Origin of the sequence: Schumannella soli (genome assembly GCF_006517435.1) — a bacterium.
GTDB classification, from domain to species: domain Bacteria; phylum Actinomycetota; class Actinomycetes; order Actinomycetales; family Microbacteriaceae; genus Schumannella; species Schumannella soli.
On record NZ_VHQG01000003.1, the window covers coordinates 58,594 to 74,872 of the forward strand.

Sequence of the window (16,279 nt, forward strand, 5' to 3'; positions counted from 1 at the left end):
GGGATACTCCCTCTCGCGCGCCCTAGTCTAGTGGCCTCGCCGACCCAGCCAGGAGACCAGATCCCCATGACTTCGCCGCGCCCTGCCGACAACCCGTCGTACTCCGTCCCGCCCGCCGCCCGCGGACGCGGCGCGACGGCGATCGGGTACTTCATCTTCTTCAGCCGCTGGCTGCAGGCTCCGCTCTACATCGGCCTGATCATCGCCCAGCTGATCTACGTCATCGTGTTCATGTTCGAACTGTGGCACCTGGGTGCGCAGGTCATCCACGATGTGACCCACCCTGGCGAGCACGGCATCGAGATCGAAGAGGCGACGGTGATGCTCGGCGTGCTCGGCCTCATCGACGTCGTCATGATCGCGAACCTGCTGATCATGGTCATCATCGGCGGCTACGAGACCTTCGTCTCGCGCATCGACCTCGACGGGCACCCGGATCAGCCCGAGTGGCTGTCGCACGTCAACGCGAACGTGCTCAAGGTCAAGCTGGCGATGGCCATCATCGGCATCTCGTCGATCCACCTGCTGAAGACCTTCATCGAGGTCGGCGATCTCGGTGCGAAGAACTCGACCACCGCCGAGAACAACGTGACCGGCGAGACCTACACGAGCGAGGGCGTCTTCTGGCAGGTCGTGATCCACCTGACCTTCATCCTCTCGGCGGTCGCGCTCGCCCTCATCGACCGCTGGTCGCTGAAGCACTCCATCCCGACCGCCGACGGAGGCACGATCTCGGTGCCCGGCCCGGCCCCGGTCGCCGGCGCCGCGGTGGGGGCCGCCACCGGCGCCGCGCTCGGAGGTCCGGCAGGTGCTGCTCTCGGCGGGGCGGCAGGTGCCAGCGCGTCGAGCCCGGAGCGTCCCACGCACTGACCGCGGTCCTCGTCGGCCCGCGCCGCCGCGACGACAGGAAGGCCCCGCACCGGATCACTCCAGGCGGGGCCTTCGTCGTCAGCGGGATGCACCCATCCGCGCAAGAAGAAAGCCCCCGGCTCTTGCGAACCGAGGGCTTTTGCTCGTGACCCCAGCGGGATTCGAACCCGCGTTACCGCCGTGAGAGGGCGGCGTACTAGGCCACTATACGATGGGGCCGTCACGACAACTGGATGAGTATGACACAGCCGCCGACGGGCTTCCAAATCGAGCGGGGCCGTCGGCGCCCTTCGGCGTGTCGCGCGGCGTTCAGCCCCGGTTTTCCGGGGATTCGCGCCCCGTTCGCCGGTCGACTCGACCCCGCCGGGGGCGGGTGCGCCGCCGGCGGCGCTCGCCGTGCAGCCGCTACGGACGAGGGATGCCGAAGCCCCTTCCCCCTGTCGGCTGTCGGTGCTGTCATGGACGCATGAGCGACGACGACACGACCACCGTCATCTCGGCTGACGGCACCCCGATCGCGGTGCGGACCCGCGGCGACGGCATCCCTCTCGTGCTCGTCGGCGGCGCGCTCTCGCGCGGTGAGGACGGCGCCGAGGTCGCCGCCGCCATCGCCGGCCGCGGCTTCCGCGTCGCGACGCTCGACCGTCGAGCCCGCGGCGGCAGCGGCGACACCGCTCCCTACTCCCCCGAGCGCGAGGCCGAGGATCTGGTCGCCGTCATCGACCACCTCGGCGGCCGCGCATCGGTCGTCGGTCACTCGTCGGGCGCGATCCTGTCACTCGTCGCCGCGTCGCTCGGCGCCCCGATCGAGCAGCTCGTGCTGTCGGAGCCGCCGTTCCTCTTCGAGAACCCCTTCGCCGCCGACCTGCCCGACCGTCTGCAGGCTCTGGTGGATGCCGGCGAGAACGGCGACGCGGTCGCCCTGTTCCAGCTCGAGGGCGTCGGCCTGCCCGCGGAGGCGATCGAGCAGTTCCGCCAGTCTCCGATGTGGGCGTCGCTGCTGCCGCTCGCCCAGTCGACCGTCTACGACGCGACGATCACCCGCGACTTCGCGGTCCCGACGCCGGCGATGCTCGCCGTCGACGCCCCGGTCGCGATCCTGCGCGGCGAGCAGACCTTCCCGGTGCTCATCACCGCGGCCGACCGCCTGGCGACCCTGCTGCCTCAGCACCGCCTCGTGATCGAGCCCCGCATGCTGCACCACCGCCTCGACCCCGAGGCCGCCGCCGACCTCGTCGCGGCGATGCACGCGAGCTGAACCCGGAACCCACTGTTTCCGGGCCTGACGTGTGGCCCGTTCGTCGAACGGTCCGGACGTTCAGGCGCGGGGCGGCGGCGCCGTCGAGCCGCGCAGACGCAGCTCGGGGTCGATGAGGATCTCCTCGGTGCCGACGGCGCGCTTCGAGATGAGCGCCGTGACGATGCGACCCACGTTCTCGGCGATCCGATCGGTCTGCTGCCGCACCGTCGTGAGCGGCGGGGCCGTGAAGTCGAGCATCGGCGAGTCGTCGTAGCCGACGATCGAGAGATCCTGCGGCACCCGCAGGCCCGCCCGTTCGGCCGCGCGATAGCCGCCCAGCGCCATCTCGTCGCTCGAGGCGACGATGCCGGTCACGCCCTGCGCGATGAGCGCGGCGGTCGCCTGCTGGCCGTCTTCGACGTTGAAGTGCTTGCGCACCACCAAGTCGTCGGCGTCGTCGATGCCGCGGCGCTCCATCGCCTGGATGAAGCCGTCGACGCGGCGATCGGCGGGGATGTTGTCGACCGGCCCCGCCAGCATCCCGATGCGGCGATGCCCGAGGTCGTGCAGGTGCCCGACCGCGAGCTCGGCCGCGCGCCAGTCGTCGGTGGAGACGACCGGAGCATCCGTCTCGGGGAATCCGCCGTTGATGCTCACATACGGGGTGCCACGCGACTCGATCAGCTGCACCACGCGGTGGTCGGCCTTGGTCAGCGTGTTGCTCGCCGACAGGAAGACGATCGCGGCGACACCCGAGTCGATGAGCGCCTCGACGTAGTCGCGCTCCTGCGGCGTGCCCGGGTACACCTGGCAGATGATCGACTTGAGTCCGTGCGGGCTGAGCTCGTTCTCGATGCGATCGGCCTGCAGCGCGAAGATCGGGTTGCGCAGGTTCGGCGTGATCATGAGCACGAGCTCGTTGCCCATCGGACGCTCGTAGCCGACCTGTCGCAGCGCGTCCTCGACCGCCGCCCGCGTCGCCGCCGAGACGCCGTACTTGCGGTTGAGCACACGGCTGACCGTCGCCTCGCTGACCTCAGCGAGCTGGGCGATGTGCGCGAGGCTCGTCGACCCGACGGGCGTGCGGGAGCCCTTCCGTCGCGGGGCCGGCTCGGCGCCCGCCTGCTGCATCACCATCGCGTTCCCGTCTTCTCTCGCAGAAACCTACACATCCGCTACTGCTTGACGGATCCGCCGAGCAGGCCGGCCACGAAGTGGCGCTGCAGGAAGAGGAACATGGCCAGCACCGGCAGGATCGAGATGAACGTGCCGGTGAGCAGCTGGCCGTAGTCGGTCGTGCCGATTCCACGCAGGGTCGCCAGCGCGACGGGCAGCGTGTACGACTCCGGATTGCGCTGGATGATCAGCGGGTAGACGAAGTCGTTCCAGCGCGCGAGGAACAGGAAGATCGCCAGAGCGGCGAGCGACGGCCGCATGATCGGCAGCACGAGACGGAAGAAGATGCGGAACTCCCCCGCGCCGTCGATGCGACCGGCCTGCAGCGGCTCGTCGGGAACCGCCTGCATCGCCTGCCGCATGAGGAAGATGCCGAAGGGCATCGCCAGGTCGGGCAGGATCAGCGCCTGGTAGGAGTCGAGCCAGCCGAGCTGGACCATGATCTTGAACAGCGGCACGAGCGTGACCTGGCCGGGCAGCGCCAAGGAGGCGATCAGCAGGCCGAACATGAGGTCACGGCCGCGGAAGGTGAACTTCGCGAAGGCGTAGCCGGCGGCACTGCAGATGATCAGGCCGAAGAAGGTGAACAGCAGCGACACGACGACGGAGTTGCGGATCGCATCCCCGAACTTCACCGAGTCGAGCAGACCCTTCAGATTGTTCCAGAACTCCGGCCCGGGCAGCAGCGCCGGCGGCGAGCTGAAGATGTCGGATGTCGTGTGCGTCGTCGCGACGAACAGCCAGATGAACGGCGCGATCATCACGACGGCGCCGAGTGCGATCACCGTGGTGAGCACGATGCTGAGCGCGCGGTCGCCAGGCGAGGTCGGCTTGCGCCGGGCGGCGAGGGCACGCAGCCGCTCCTTCGCGACGGCTTGCGCTCTCGCGGTGCTCGTGACGGCGGCGCTCATGACGCCCTCCGTCGCAGCACGAGGAGCTGCACGACCGACAGCACCGCCACGATCGCGGTGAGCACGTAGCCGATCGCCGAGGCGTAGCCGAAGTCGAAGTACTTGAAGGCGTTGTTGTAGAGGTACATGCCGATCGTGAGGGTCGCGTTGTCGGGGCCGCCGCCGGTGAGCACGTAGGGCTCGTCGAAGAGCTGCAGGGTGCCGATCGTCGACAGGATGACGGTGAGCACGAGCGCGGGGCGCAATCCGGGCAGCGTCACGTTCCAGAACTGCTGGCGGCGGTTCGCGCCGTCCATCGCCGCCGCCTCGTAGAGCTCTTCGGGGATGGACTGCAGCTGCGCCAGGTAGATGACGGCGTTGTTGCCCGTGTAGTGCCAGGTGAGCGCCAGGATGATCGACACCTTCGCCCAGTTCGGGTCGGCCAGCCACGGCACCCGCGGCAGCCCGACCGAGGTGAGGAGGAAGTTCAGGAAGCCGTCGTTGTAGCTGAGCAGCGCCGAGAACAGGATGCCGTAGGCGACGAGCCCCATGACGATCGGCACGAAGTAGGCGACGCGCAGGAACGCGCGGGCTTTGAGCAGCTTCGAGTTGAAAGCCACGGCGAGCAGCACCGCGATGACGAGCATCACCGGCACCTGGATCACCAGGATCTGCACCGTGTTGAGCAGCGCCCGCCCGAACAGCGGGTCGGAGAACACGCGCGCGAAGTTGTCGAAGCCGACGAAGGTGTCGACGCCGCCCTTGTTGCTCGTGAAGCTCAGCACGAGCGCGTAGAGCACCGGGTAGGCCTTGAAGCCGACGAACAGCAGGATCACCGGCAACAGGAACAGGTACGGGATGTGCCGCCCGCGCAGGGTGCGTCGGCGGCGAGGCGCCGGCGCGGCGGCCGGTGCTCGCGTCGCGGCGGCGCTGCCGGACGTGGTGGTGAGTGTGGTCATGTCTTCTCGGATGCCAGGGTGCGGATGCGAGCCGGGGCCCGCATCCGCACCGACGGTTCAGCCCTTCGCGATCTTGCGGCCGGTCTGCCCGGCGAGCAGCTCGGCGGCGTCGGCGAGCGCCTTCTTCGGGTCGGCGCCGCTGACGAGCACCTGGGTCTGCGCGTCGTCGTAGGCCTTGAGGGCCTTCGCGTAGTCCTTCGTGTAGTAGTCCGGCGGCGTCTTCTGGTTCAGCGCGGTCATCACCAGGTCGTTGGTGTTGATGCCGAAGTAGTCGTTGTCAGCCTTGAAGGCGTCGGTCTCCCACATCGGCTTGAAGCTCGGGAACAGGTGACCGCCGTCGTAGACCAGCTGCTGCCCTTCGAGGGTGGCCATCGAGAACTCGACGAAGTCGTAGGCGAGCTGCTGGTTCTTGCTGGCCTTCGTGACGGCGAGGTAGGTGCCGCCCGCGGAGGCCGCGGTCAGCCCGCCGGCATCGGTCGCCGGGGGCGTGCGCACGGCCCACTTGCCCTTCATGTCAGGGGCGTCGTTGGCGAAGGTGCTGACAGCCCACGAAGCGAGCGGCAGCAGCGCGACCGGGGTCTCGCCCTTGGCCTGCGAGGTGGTGCCCTGGCTCTGCGGCACGTCGGCGATGAGTCCGGCGTCGTTGGCCTTCTTCATGAACTCGAGCGCATCGACGCTGCCTTTGCTGGTGAAGTCGATGTCGCCCTTCTTGTCGAAGAAGAACGACTCGCTCTGCCGGGCGAGCATCTGCCAGAAGTTCGCCGCGTCGGCCTGGGTGGCCGCCTTGTCGACGGCGAAGAGGTCGGCGCCTGTTGCGGCCTTGATCTTCTTGCCGGCGTCGAGCATCTGATCCCAGGTGTCGATGGATGCCGGGTCGACGCCCGCCTGCTGGAACAGGTCGGTGCGGTAGAAGATCAGGCTCGTGTTGACCTCGAAGGGGATGCCGTACTGGTGGCCGTCGGCCTTCTGCGCCCCGCCCCAGAGTCCGGTGGGGAAGTTCTTCTCGAGCTTGTCGGCGCCGAGCGGGGTGAGATCGGCGAAGCCGTCGGGGAAGGTCTCGAGGTAGTTGCTCATATAGTCGGCGCCGACGTCGATCACGTCGGGGAGGCCGCTGCCGCCGGCGGCCATGCCGGTCGTCACCTTGTCCCAGATGGCGGGGTTGCCGACGTCCTGCACCTTGACGGTGACGCCGGCGTGCTTCTTCTCGAAGGCGGGCACGGCCGCCTTCATGCCCTTGACCGGGTCGCCCCAGCCCCAGACGGTGATGGTCTTCGAGCCGGCGTCGTCGCCGGAGGAGGTCGAGCAGCCGGCGAGGGTGCCGGCGGCGAGCGCCGCGCCGAGGGCCAGCGCACCCGCGCGAGCGGCCCAGCGCCTCGGTCGGGAGAAGTGGGAGGTCATTGCTATCGAGATCCTCTCTGATCGGATTGCAGCACCGGTGGGGAGTCGGTCTTCGGCGAGTATCGCCGTTCGGCTTGCAATCTTGCAACCGAAGTTTGCAAACTGTAACCGAGCGATTCGCGAACTGGCAAGCGACGAGAGATCGAGCCGGCGTCGCGATCGCGAGCATGAACACGAAGGAGTGCCCCACCGATGCAGCAGACCGCCGAGCCGACCCGGCTCCCCGCGACCAGCGCGATCCTGACCCCGCGCGACGAGCGCACCTGGTCCGTCACCGCCCCCGACGACGTGCCCGGCATCGAGCTGCGCGTGAGCGGCGGGTCGGTCGTGCTGCTCGACGGTCACGACGAGCTCTTCGTGCTGCCGAGCGACGACTCCGGTCGCACTCTGAGCGGCCGCGGCACGGCCTGGTTGCTCCCCGCCGATGCGCTCGGCGGGGAGCCCGCCTGGCTGCTGCAGACAGCGGACGGCGGCGACAGCGCCGGTGCCGGTGCCGGTGCCGGTGCCGCGATCGAGGCGGTTCCGGACGCCGACGGCTGGGTGGTGCGCATCGCCGCCCGCGAGGCCCGTCTCATCCGGCACCGGGCCCGCCCGCACGCCGACGTGACCGGAGCACGCTTCGCCCTCGACATCCCCGGCGGCGAGCTGCTCGCGGATGCCGCGGCCGGCTTCTACTGGGACACGATGGTGCCCTGCGTCGTCGAACGCACGGTCGCCGCCGACTACCCTGACGCCGCGGGCTACGTGATCAGCACGCTCGCCGACAAGTACCTCGGCACCTACCCCGACGTCGACCACGAGTTCCAGATCAAGGGACGCCTCGCCTGGGGCGACCGCGCCGACCTGCACGTCGTGCGCCGCATGATCGAGCTGCAGCTGCGCCTGATGCGCGAAGACCCGACCGGTCTCTGGCGCGACCCCTGCGCGGTGCAGCCCGACGGCGATCGCGAGTACCACGTGCGCCGCAACAGCGCCGACGGGCGCGAGAACGCCGAGATGTTCCTCGCCACCGGCAACATCGCCGTGATCGAGTCGGTGCGGATGTACATCGCCCGCACCCGCGACCTCGACTGGCTGGCCGCGCACATCCACGAGCTCGAGGGCGCCACCTCGCTCGTCGAGAGCTGCCTCGACCCGCTCGGCCGACTCTGGAGCGACGTCTACTACGAAGACCAGGTCATCAAAGACGGCCGCGAGACCATGTCGGCCTCGCTCGCGATCCGCTCCTTCGAGCTGCTCGCCGAGCTCGAGCAGCTGCTCGACCGCGGCGAGCGCAGCGCGCACTACCGTGCCCGGGCGACCGAGCTGACGAGCGCGCTCGTCGCTCCGCTCCCGGTCGGCTACTGGGACAAGGATGCCGGCCGCTTTACCGACTGGGTCGATCGCTCGGGCGTCGTGCACGACCACATCCACCTGCTCGCCAACGTGCTGCCGGCCCTCTTCGGCCAGGCGGAAGCGGCGCAGACCCGCGCCGTCGCCGAGCTGGTCGACCGCGAGCGGCCCGAGTTCCAGCGCTTCCCGACGTTCCTGTCGGCACGGGTTCAGGACTACACCGCGAGCGAGATCGGCGACGGCGGACCCTACGACCTCTGCGCCGCGGGCCGCTACTGGAGCTGGGATGCGGCCTACTGGTCGTGGCGCGGCGACGGCGCGACCCTGCGGACGCAGCTCGACACGGTCGCCCGGCAGGGGCGCGACGACGCCTGGATCATGGGCGAGCGCTACGACATGAATCACGTCTATTACATCGACGGCACGCCCTGGCACGGAGCCGCGCACTACTACGAGTACCCCTGCGTGTTCGCGTGGGTGCTCGTGAACGAGTACCTCGGCGTGCGACCGGCGCTCGACGCCGACCTGATCATCGCGCCGCGCGTGAGCGACCACGGCACGATCACGCTGGAGCAGGACGCCTACCGACTGAGCTGGACGCTGAGCGACGCCGGCTTCGAGCTGCGCAATCTGGCGGACGAGGCACGGAGCTTCCGGGTCGACCTGTCGGCGATCGCCGGCGCGATGGGGGTCGTCGGCGCGCCGACCGCGCAGACGACCGTCGAGCTCGCCGCCGGGGCCTCGGTCCTGCTGCCGCTGCCGGACGCCGCGTGAGCGCCGCACTGCCCGTCGACATCACGGGCACGCCGTTCAGCATCCGCGGGTCGTTCTTCGCCGTCTCGGCCTTCGACGAGCCGGTCGCGGGCGTGTACCTGCGCACCGTGCGGGGCGGCGTGCGCAATCGCGAGATCCTGCGGCTGCGCGTCGGGGATGCGCTGCTGCCGGGCGTCGAGGTGAACGCCGGCAGGCTGCTGCTGCGCGACGGCGCGACCGCCGAGGTCGAGCTGACGCTGACGGGCTCCGGCCGCGCGCTCATCCGCGTGCTCCGCGGCACCCTCACGATCGACTTCGCGGTGCGCGACCGCTACGACGTCGTGCTGGCCGAGAGCGAGAGCGCCTGGCGCTTCATCGACAGCGGCGCCGTGCGCAACTACCGTCTCGAGCTGCTGACCGGAGAGGCCCGCTTCGCGAGCGGGTGGGACGTCGAACGCAGCACCGACGGACGCCTCGAGGTGTCGGCCGCCGACGGCCCGGCCCTGCTCGTGATCGACGAGTTCGGCAGCGCGCCCGCGGCGAACCCGGCGGTCGCGGTGAGCAGCGGCGAACTCGGTCTCGCGTCGCCCCGGGCTTCTTTCGACGACGCCGTCGCCTCGGCCGAGTCCGACTTCGACCGCTGGTGGAAGCGGCACGGAGCCCCCGCAGCGCACGACCCGCGCTTCGAGCCGACCGCACGGCTCGCCGCCTACGTCACGTGGTCGGCGCTCGTCCCCGCCGGCGGGGCACTGCGCCGCGAGTCGATGCTGATGTCGAAGAACCGGATGGCGCACATCTGGAGCTGGGACCACTGCTTCAACGCGATGGCCCTGCGCCGCGACCCGACAGCCGCGGTCGACCAGCTGCTGACGATCTTCGACCACCAGGACGAGCACGGCGGACTGCCCGACCACATCGACGACGCCGGCGTGCAGTTCAACTTCGCGAAGCCGCCCATCCACGGTTGGACCGTCTCCTGGCTGATGGATCACGACGCCGTCAGCGACGGCCAGCTCGCCGCGCTCGAGTCGCCGCTGCGACGCTGGACGACGTGGTGGCGCGAGCAGCGCGACTACCGCGGTGACCGCATCCCCTCCTACAACCACGGCAACGACTCCGGCTGGGACAACTCGACCGTCTTCGGCGAGGGCGTGCCCGTGCAGAGCCCCGACCTGCTCGCCTTCCTGGCGCTGCAGGAGTCCGCGCTCGGTCGCATCGCCGGACGACTCGGTCGGCCGGATGAGGCGGCGCTCCGGCGAGAGCGCGCCGCGGCGACGGTCGCGCTGCTCGTCGACGGCTTCTGGACCGGGGAGCGCTTCGCGGCGCGGCACACGCTCAGCGGCGAGCGCATCCCCTCGCGGAGTCTGCTCACGCTCATGCCGCTCGCTCTCGGCGAGCTGCTGCCGACGGAGGTCTTCGATGCGGCGGTCGCGACCCTCATCGAGGACGGCTACCTGACCGCGGTCGGCCCGGCGACCGAGCCGCCGTCGAGCCCCGACTACGACCCCGACGGCTACTGGCGCGGCCCGGTCTGGGCGCCGACGACGCTGCTGCTCGTCGACGGGCTGCGCCGCGGCGGGCGAGCGGATCTCGCCGAGCGCATCGCGCGCGACTTCGCGGCCGCCTGCGCCGCCGAGGGCATGGCCGAGAACTTCGACGCGCTGAGCGGCGCCGGGCTGCGCGACCGCTCGATGACCTGGACGGCGTCGGTGCTGCTCGTGCTGCTCGACACGATCGGGGCGCCGGAAGGCGTCGACGCCGACGCCGACACCACGGCGAGCGCGGCGGTCCGCGCATGACCCGCTTCGAGATCGGCGAGCACGACTTCCTGCTCGACGGGCGACCGCACCGCATCCTGTCGGGAGCGCTGCACTACTGGCGCATCCACCCCGACCGCTGGCGCGACCGCATCCGGGCTGCGCGGCTGCTCGGCCTCAACACGATCGAGACCTACATCGCCTGGAATCAGCACTCCCCCGAACCGGGAGTCTGGCTCGACGAGGGCGCGCTCGATCTGGCGCGGTTCCTCGACGAGATCGCGGCCGAGGGCATGCACGCGATCGTGCGCCCGGGGCCGTACATCTGCGCCGAGCTCGACGGCGGCGGGCTCCCCGCCTGGCTGTTCAGCGATCCCGACGTCGGAGTGCGCCGACAGGAGCCGCGTTTCCTCACCGCGGTCGGCGACTACCTCGCACGGTCACTCGCGATCGTCGCGCCACGGCAGATCGATGCCGGTGGTCCTGTCGTGCTCGTGCAGGTCGAGAACGAGTACGGCGCCTACGGCGACGACGCGGACTATCTGGATGAGCTGACCCGGCTGACCCGCGCGGCCGGCATCACCGTGCCGCTCACCACGGTCGATCAGCCGCAGCCGCACATGCTCGACCGCGGATCCCGCCCCGGCCTGCACCGCACCGCATCCTTCGGATCGCGCTCCCCGGAACGGCTCGCGACGCTGCGCGAGCACCAGCCGACCGGTCCGCTCATGTGCATGGAGTACTGGGACGGCTGGTTCGACTCCTGGGGCCAGCCGCACCACACCACCTCGGCCGCGGACGCCGCCGCCGACCTGGATGCGCTGCTCGCCACGGGCGCCTCGGTGAACCTGTACATGCTGCACGGCGGCACGAACTTCGGCCTGACGAGCGGGGCGAACGACAAGGGTCTGTTCCAGCCGATCGCGACGAGCTACGACTACGACGCGCCACTCGACGAGGCGGGTCGGCCGACCGAGAAGTACTGGGCGTTCCGCGAGGTGCTGGGGCGCTACACGACGCTGCCCGACGAGGTTCCGCCGTCGTCGGTCGAGCCGGCGACCGGGCACATCCCGCTCACACGGTCGCGCTCGATGATCGACGCCGCCGCGTCCCTGCCGGCCATCGCCGCGACCGGCGCGCTGCCGACCATGTCGCAGGTGACGGTGGATGCGGCATTCCTGCTGCACGAGACGAGCATCCGCACCGCCGCGGCCTCGGTGCTCACCGTCGGCGAGGTGCGCGACCGGGTGCACGTGATCGTCGACGACGTCGTGGTCGGCGTGATCGCACGCGACCACCACCAGCGCGCCCTGACCGTGCCGCCCATCCGCACCCGCCTGCAGCTGCTGGTCGAGAACCAGGGCCGCGTGAACTACGGCCCGCGCATCGGCGAGGACAAGGGCGTGATCGGCGGGGCTCATCTCGACGGCGAGGAGCTGCTCGGCTGGACGACGCGGGTGCTCGGCGAGCCGGCGCTGCGCGAGCTCGGAGGCGAGGATGGGGCGCGCCGGCCTGATGGGTCAGGCGAGTCAGACGAATCAGGCGCGTCGGGCAGGCCCGTTGACGCGGACGCGGCGAGCGCCGCCCTCCGCCCGCTGGCGGGCCCGTCCTTCGCGCGCGGCACCATCGAGCTCGAAGAAGCCCCGGCAGATGCCTCGCGCCCGGATCACTTCCTCGACACGAGCACCCTCGGCAAGGGCATCGTCTGGGTCAACGGCTTCTGCCTCGGCCGTTACTGGTCGCGCGGGCCGCAGCGCACCCTGGTCGTGCCCGGGCCCGTGCTCCGTGCCGGCCTCAACGACATCCTCGTGCTCGAGCTCGATGCGGCCCCCGCCGCGCAGGTGCGCTTCGTCCCCGACGCCGACCTCGGCTGGGTCGACGCCTGACGCGCGGATCGTTCGGCCAGGTGGCACGCAGAGTCGGACTTCGGATCGAAAGTCCGACGCTCCAGTCAGAGTGCGGCGACAGTCGCCTCGGCATCGGCCACGAGCAGGTACATGGCGCGCTTGGACGAGGGCGGCATCAGCTCGAAGCCGAACTTGCGATAGAAGCTCTCGGCGGAATCGTCGAGGGCATCGACCAGAAACGCCCGCGCGCCGATGATGCGCGACGCCTCGAGACCTTTGAGCACCGCGTCCTGCAGAAGCGAGGCGCCGAGTCCGCGACCGGCGAATCGCCGATCCACCGCGAGCCGACCGATGAGGATGATCGGAATGGGAGACGGCATGTTGCGCCGGACGCGACCGACCGCCTCGTCGAGGGCGAGCGAACCGGCCGACAAGCAGTAGTACCCGGCCACATCGCCGGAATCCCGCTCGACCGTGACGAAAGTGCGCGAGGCTCCCGTCACCTCGTTCCGCAGCGCCCGCGATCGAAGCCACTCATCGAGCGGCTGCCGGCCGCAGTCGAAGGTGACGAATCGATCCCCCGCGACGATCGCGCGTGGCGGCTCGAACGAGCTCACTCGGTGAAAGCGCTCGGGCGACGGAGCAGATCGGCCAGTCCGCTCACGGGCTTCGCCGGACGATCGAGGATCGCGTTGAACGCGTCCCACGATTCCGGAGACACGTGGAGGTCGCGCTCGACCCGGATGACCTCCTCGGCTTCGCGCACGAGTGCCGTCACCGAGAAGTCCGTCACCGAGCGGCCGGAGAGTGCCGCAGCCTGCTCGATCTCGGACTTCTGCTCACCGGTGAGCCGCAATTCGAGTCGTTCGGATTTGATGGCAGCCATAGCATTCGAGCGTACGGCAATCTTCCGTACGATGCGCGCGTCAGCTGCGCGCCGGCCGCCGAGCAGGGATTGCGGGTCACGCGAGCACGCGCAGGGCGCCCGGCACCACCTCGACGTCGATGGGGAGCGGGGCGACGCGCTCGCCGTCGGCGTAGGCCACCACATCCGCCTCGATGCGCACGCGCTTCGCCGGGTAGATCGCGACGCGCTTGTCGCGCACGTGCGTGCCCTTGAAGACGGAGGGGAAGAGCTTGAGGAAGCCGAGGCGCGACAGGGGCTGAACGACCGCGACATCCAGCACGCCGTCATCGACCTGCGCGTCGGGGGTCAGCTTCATGCCGCCGCCGAGCGAGATCGCGTTGCCGACGGCGACGAGGCTCGCGGCGGTCTCGAGCGGGCGTCCGTCGATCTCGAGGCGGTAGCGGATCGGCTTGAGCTTCAGCAGCTCGATCAGCATCGCCAGGATGTAGCGGCTCGGCCCCTTCGGGTTGCGCATGTTGTTGGCGCGTTCGTTGACGATCGCGTCGAAGCCGGCGCTGAGCATGCAAGCGAACCACTTCTCGGTCGCGGTGCCCGTCTTCGCGTCGGTGAAGCGCATCAGAGCGGCGTCGATCGTGCGGGGCGGGCGCTTCAGCGCCGCATCCAGGTGGCGGATGGCCGCCTCGGTATCGTCGTGCGGGATGCCGAGCCCGCGCGCCATGTCGTTGCCGGTGCCCGACGGCACGAGACCCATCGGCACCTTCGTGCGGGCGAGCAGATTCGCGGCCAGGTTGACCATGCCGTCGCCGCCGACGACCACGAAGGCGTCGGGCTTCGACCGGATCGCACGCTCGGCCGAGGCGATCAGCTGCTCGAAGTCGGGCTCGGTCAACGACGTGACGTCGTGACCCGAGGCGCGCAGCGTCGCCACGAGGGCGGGGCCCACGGTCGACTTCGCGCCGAACGAGGCACTCGGGTTGATCGCGACGACGACGCGTCGCGGACGGTCGTCGTCGCGCGGCATGCCTCGCATCATGGCAGAACGCCGCGTCCGCTCCGAGACGGCGCGCTCCCCCAGTGCGGGGCGCGGCCGCTCGATCGACGCATCCCGCATGCGCGTTCGCCGAGTGGATGCGCACCGCCCGCTCGACGGCCGGGTCCGCGACGGCGGCCCGCCCTAGGCTCGTCGCGTGGCTCAGGTGCGGCACGGACTGCGGCGGGAGATCGCCGACGACGACGCCCGCGACCGCCTGCTCGCCGCGCACACCCGGCTCGGGCTCGACGGGCTGCTCGCTTCCGGACGTCAGGCGGCGGGCGCGAGCGCGCTGCTCGCCCGACTCGGGTGGCGCCGCAGCGACGGCCTCCCCCGCCCGCGGCGCATGTCGCGCATCCGCTCGACCGCTCCGGCCGCGACGCACACCCTCCGCTGGCAGTGGCTCGACGACCGGAGTCAACGCTGGTGGCCGCAGGGCATCGAGGTCATCCGCCACGAGGGACGCCGCGTGCTGCTCGTCAGCTGGTTCGCGCAGAAGCGGCGCGGCGCCAGTCAGGGATCGCGGCTCAGCATCGTCGACCTGGATGTACGGCGCCCGCGCTACTGGAACGTGCTGCTCGTGCACGCGGTCGTCGACGAGGCGGCCCCGAGCGGCGTGCGCTTCGAGCCGGTCGAGGTGCACGCGGGCGGCATCGCGTTCACGGGCGATCGACTTCTGGTCGCCGCGGCGAGCGGCGGGCTGCGCGAGTTCCGGCTCGGCGATCTGCTGCTCCTCGACGGATCGGGCCGCGCCGGAGCCGGCATCCCCTGGGCGGCCGGACGGCTGCCTTTCGGACACCGGCTGGTGTTGCCGCAGCACCGCTCCTACTCCTCGCTCGGGGCGCGCGGCCGCCTGCGCTTCTCCTTCATCTCGCTCGAGAGCGGGAAGCCGGGCGGCACCGCGGACGGCGGCACCGGCACCGGCACCGCCGGCGCCTTCCTCGTCGCCGGCGAGTTCAGCTCGACCCCCGAGGGCGGGCGCCTGCTCCGCATCCCGCTCGACGCCGACGCCCTGCTCGACGGCTGCGGCGCCGACGACGAACCCGACCGCATCCCGATCGACGACGTGCACCAGCCCGGGCTGCGCGGACTGCAGGGGGCGGTCGTCGTCGACGGCACCTGGTTCCTCACCTCGACGAACGGCGACCGGCGCGGCGGCGACCTCTGGGTCGGCGGGGTCGGCGACGGCGCGGTTCGACGCGCCGCCGCCGATGACCGCGCTGCCGAGCTCGAGATCGTCGGCGGCTTCGTCCGCCACCGCGAGGTGCTGCCCTCCGGCCCCGAGGACATCGCCGTCGACCCCGACCGCCGCCGGCTCTGGACGCACAGCGAGTGGCCCGGGCGTCGCCGGGTCGTCGCGCTCGACCTGCGGCGCTGGATGCGGTCCTGAGCCGGCGGCAGACCGCGCCATCCTGAGCACGCACCGCGCGCACCGCATCCGCGTCGGCCGCGCGCGCTAGCGTCGGCGGCATGAAGCTGACGAAGTACGAGCACGCCTGCCTGGTGCTGGAGAAGAGCGACGAGAAGCTCGTCATCGACCCGGGTTCGTTCACCACTCCGCTGTTCGACCTGACGAAGGTCGCCGGCATCGTCATCACCCACGAGCACGCTGATCACTGGACGCAGCAGCAGGTCGAGCGCATCCTCGAGCTCAACGAGGGCATCCCGGTCTACTCGACCGAGGCCGTCGCGCTGGCGGCGACCGGATTCGACGTCATCATCGCCCGACCCGGCGAGACCGTCGAGGTGGGGCCGTTCACGCTGAAGTTCGAGGGCGGACGCCACGCGATCATCCACTCGTCGATCCCGCAAATCGACAACGTCGCCGTGCTCGTCGACGGCACGCTGTTCCACCCGGGCGACTCGTTCACGATCCCCGACGAGCCGGTGGATGTGCTCGCCGTGCCGTCGAGCGCGCCCTGGCTGAAGGCGGCCGAGTTCATGGACTATGTGCTCGAGGTCAAGCCGAAGCGCACCTTCCCCATCCACGAGATGATCAACTCGCAGGCCGGCAAGTCGATGGCCGAGACCCGCATCGCCGACATGGTGGCGCAGGTCGGCGGCGAGGCCTTCGTCCTGCAGCCCGGTGAGTCGATCGAGCTCTGATCCGGGGCCGCGGTCGGCGGCAGCGGAAAGCCCGTCCCTCGAAAGGGGCGCGC

Annotated in this window: 14 protein-coding genes and 1 tRNA gene; 7 read left to right on the forward strand and 8 right to left on the reverse strand. The window is 70.5% G+C overall.

The genetic code is table 11. The annotated features are described in order from the left end of the window. The first annotated feature begins 66 nt into the window (after positions 1 to 66). Positions 67 to 870, forward strand: coding sequence for a TIGR00645 family protein (locus FJ657_RS12555; RefSeq protein ID WP_181408971.1), 804 nt, complete (start codon positions 67 to 69; stop codon positions 868 to 870). Between the two features lie 146 nt (positions 871 to 1,016). Here the strand turns inward: FJ657_RS12555 and FJ657_RS12560 are convergent. Further along, positions 1,017 to 1,089, reverse strand: a tRNA-Glu gene (locus FJ657_RS12560). A 247-nt stretch (positions 1,090 to 1,336) separates the two neighbouring features. Here FJ657_RS12560 and FJ657_RS12565 point away from each other — a divergent pair. Then, positions 1,337 to 2,128 carry an alpha/beta fold hydrolase gene (locus FJ657_RS12565; RefSeq protein ID WP_141164073.1) on the forward strand — a complete coding sequence of 264 codons (792 nt, stop codon included), beginning with the start codon at positions 1,337 to 1,339 and terminating at the stop codon, positions 2,126 to 2,128. A gap of 60 nt (positions 2,129 to 2,188) precedes the next feature. Here FJ657_RS12565 and FJ657_RS12570 read toward each other — a convergent pair whose 3' ends face one another. From FJ657_RS12570 to FJ657_RS12585, 4 genes are read right to left on the reverse strand one after another with little or no spacing between them, the layout of a single operon-like run. Next, positions 2,189 to 3,247, reverse strand: a complete 1,059-nt coding sequence (locus FJ657_RS12570) for a LacI family DNA-binding transcriptional regulator (protein WP_219995926.1) — start codon at positions 3,245 to 3,247, stop codon at positions 2,189 to 2,191. Positions 3,248 to 3,285: 38 nt separating this feature from the next. After that, positions 3,286 to 4,197 carry a carbohydrate ABC transporter permease gene (locus FJ657_RS12575; RefSeq protein ID WP_141164074.1) on the reverse strand — a complete coding sequence of 304 codons (912 nt, stop codon included), beginning with the start codon at positions 4,195 to 4,197 and terminating at the stop codon, positions 3,286 to 3,288. Next, positions 4,194 to 5,135, reverse strand: coding sequence for a carbohydrate ABC transporter permease (locus FJ657_RS12580; protein ID WP_141164075.1), 942 nt, complete (start codon positions 5,133 to 5,135; stop codon positions 4,194 to 4,196). Before FJ657_RS12580 ends, FJ657_RS12575 begins: the two co-directional genes overlap by 4 nt. A 57-nt stretch (positions 5,136 to 5,192) precedes the next feature. Beyond that, positions 5,193 to 6,533, reverse strand: a complete 1,341-nt coding sequence (locus FJ657_RS12585; protein WP_141164076.1) for an ABC transporter substrate-binding protein — start codon at positions 6,531 to 6,533, stop codon at positions 5,193 to 5,195. A 192-nt stretch (positions 6,534 to 6,725) separates the two neighbouring features. Here FJ657_RS12585 and FJ657_RS12590 point away from each other — a divergent pair, with 192 nt between their 5' ends. From FJ657_RS12590 to FJ657_RS12600, 3 genes are read left to right on the forward strand one after another with little or no spacing between them, the layout of a single operon-like run. After that, on the forward strand, positions 6,726 to 8,639 hold the full coding sequence (locus FJ657_RS12590; protein ID WP_141164077.1) for a hypothetical protein: 1,914 nt from the start codon (positions 6,726 to 6,728) through the stop codon (positions 8,637 to 8,639). After that, positions 8,636 to 10,417 (forward strand): amylo-alpha-1,6-glucosidase, encoded by a 1,782-nt coding sequence (locus FJ657_RS12595; RefSeq protein WP_141164078.1) that lies wholly within the window; start codon positions 8,636 to 8,638, stop codon positions 10,415 to 10,417. Before FJ657_RS12590 ends, FJ657_RS12595 begins: the two co-directional genes overlap by 4 nt. After that, positions 10,414 to 12,261 carry a glycoside hydrolase family 35 protein gene (locus tag FJ657_RS12600; RefSeq protein ID WP_141164079.1) on the forward strand — a complete coding sequence of 616 codons (1,848 nt, stop codon included), beginning with the start codon at positions 10,414 to 10,416 and terminating at the stop codon, positions 12,259 to 12,261. The genes FJ657_RS12595 and FJ657_RS12600 overlap by 4 nt, the downstream gene beginning before the upstream one ends. 65 nt (positions 12,262 to 12,326) lie before the next feature. On the opposite strand, the gene FJ657_RS12605 is transcribed toward FJ657_RS12600, so the two are convergent. The 3 genes from FJ657_RS12605 to FJ657_RS12615 all read right to left on the reverse strand — a co-directional run bounded on the left by FJ657_RS12605 (position 12,327) and on the right by FJ657_RS12615 (position 14,111). Further along, positions 12,327 to 12,929, reverse strand: coding sequence for a GNAT family N-acetyltransferase (locus FJ657_RS12605; protein WP_369407409.1), 603 nt, complete (start codon positions 12,927 to 12,929; stop codon positions 12,327 to 12,329). Beyond that, positions 12,836 to 13,108 carry a type II toxin-antitoxin system TacA family antitoxin gene (locus FJ657_RS12610; protein ID WP_255447324.1) on the reverse strand — a complete coding sequence of 91 codons (273 nt, stop codon included), beginning with the start codon at positions 13,106 to 13,108 and terminating at the stop codon, positions 12,836 to 12,838. The genes FJ657_RS12605 and FJ657_RS12610 overlap by 94 nt, the downstream gene beginning before the upstream one ends. A gap of 76 nt (positions 13,109 to 13,184) precedes the next feature. Next, entirely contained in the window at positions 13,185 to 14,111 is a 927-nt protein-coding gene (locus FJ657_RS12615; RefSeq protein ID WP_141164081.1) for a diacylglycerol/lipid kinase family protein, read from the reverse strand. Positions 14,112 to 14,277: 166 nt separating this feature from the next. Between FJ657_RS12615 and FJ657_RS12620 the strand changes: the two genes are divergently transcribed. After that, positions 14,278 to 15,510, forward strand: a complete 1,233-nt coding sequence (locus FJ657_RS12620; RefSeq protein ID WP_141164082.1) for a hypothetical protein — start codon at positions 14,278 to 14,280, stop codon at positions 15,508 to 15,510. 80 nt (positions 15,511 to 15,590) lie between these two features. Further along, positions 15,591 to 16,226: an MBL fold metallo-hydrolase gene (locus tag FJ657_RS12625; protein ID WP_141164083.1), complete on the forward strand. Its 636-nt coding sequence runs from the start codon at positions 15,591 to 15,593 to the stop codon at positions 16,224 to 16,226. Positions 16,227 to 16,279 lie beyond the last annotated feature (53 nt).

Excerpts from the sequence above, each read along its gene's own strand:
- FJ657_RS12555 (WP_181408971.1), top strand. The coding sequence starts at position 67 with ATGACTTCGCCGCGCCCTGCCGACAACCCGTCGTACTCCGTCCCGCCC.
- FJ657_RS12565 (WP_141164073.1), top strand. The coding sequence starts at position 1,337 with ATGAGCGACGACGACACGACCACCGTCATCTCGGCTGACGGCACCCCG.
- FJ657_RS12570 (WP_219995926.1), bottom strand. The coding sequence starts at position 3,247 with ATGGTGATGCAGCAGGCGGGCGCCGAGCCGGCCCCGCGACGGAAGGGC.
- FJ657_RS12575 (WP_141164074.1), bottom strand. The coding sequence starts at position 4,197 with ATGAGCGCCGCCGTCACGAGCACCGCGAGAGCGCAAGCCGTCGCGAAG.
- FJ657_RS12580 (WP_141164075.1), bottom strand. The coding sequence starts at position 5,135 with ATGACCACACTCACCACCACGTCCGGCAGCGCCGCCGCGACGCGAGCA.
- FJ657_RS12585 (WP_141164076.1), bottom strand. The coding sequence starts at position 6,533 with ATGACCTCCCACTTCTCCCGACCGAGGCGCTGGGCCGCTCGCGCGGGT.
- FJ657_RS12590 (WP_141164077.1), top strand. The coding sequence starts at position 6,726 with ATGCAGCAGACCGCCGAGCCGACCCGGCTCCCCGCGACCAGCGCGATC.
- FJ657_RS12600 (WP_141164079.1), top strand. The coding sequence starts at position 10,414 with ATGACCCGCTTCGAGATCGGCGAGCACGACTTCCTGCTCGACGGGCGA.
- FJ657_RS12610 (WP_255447324.1), bottom strand. The coding sequence starts at position 13,108 with ATGGCTGCCATCAAATCCGAACGACTCGAATTGCGGCTCACCGGTGAG.
- FJ657_RS12615 (WP_141164081.1), bottom strand. The coding sequence starts at position 14,111 with ATGCCGCGCGACGACGACCGTCCGCGACGCGTCGTCGTCGCGATCAAC.
- FJ657_RS12625 (WP_141164083.1), top strand. The coding sequence starts at position 15,591 with ATGAAGCTGACGAAGTACGAGCACGCCTGCCTGGTGCTGGAGAAGAGC.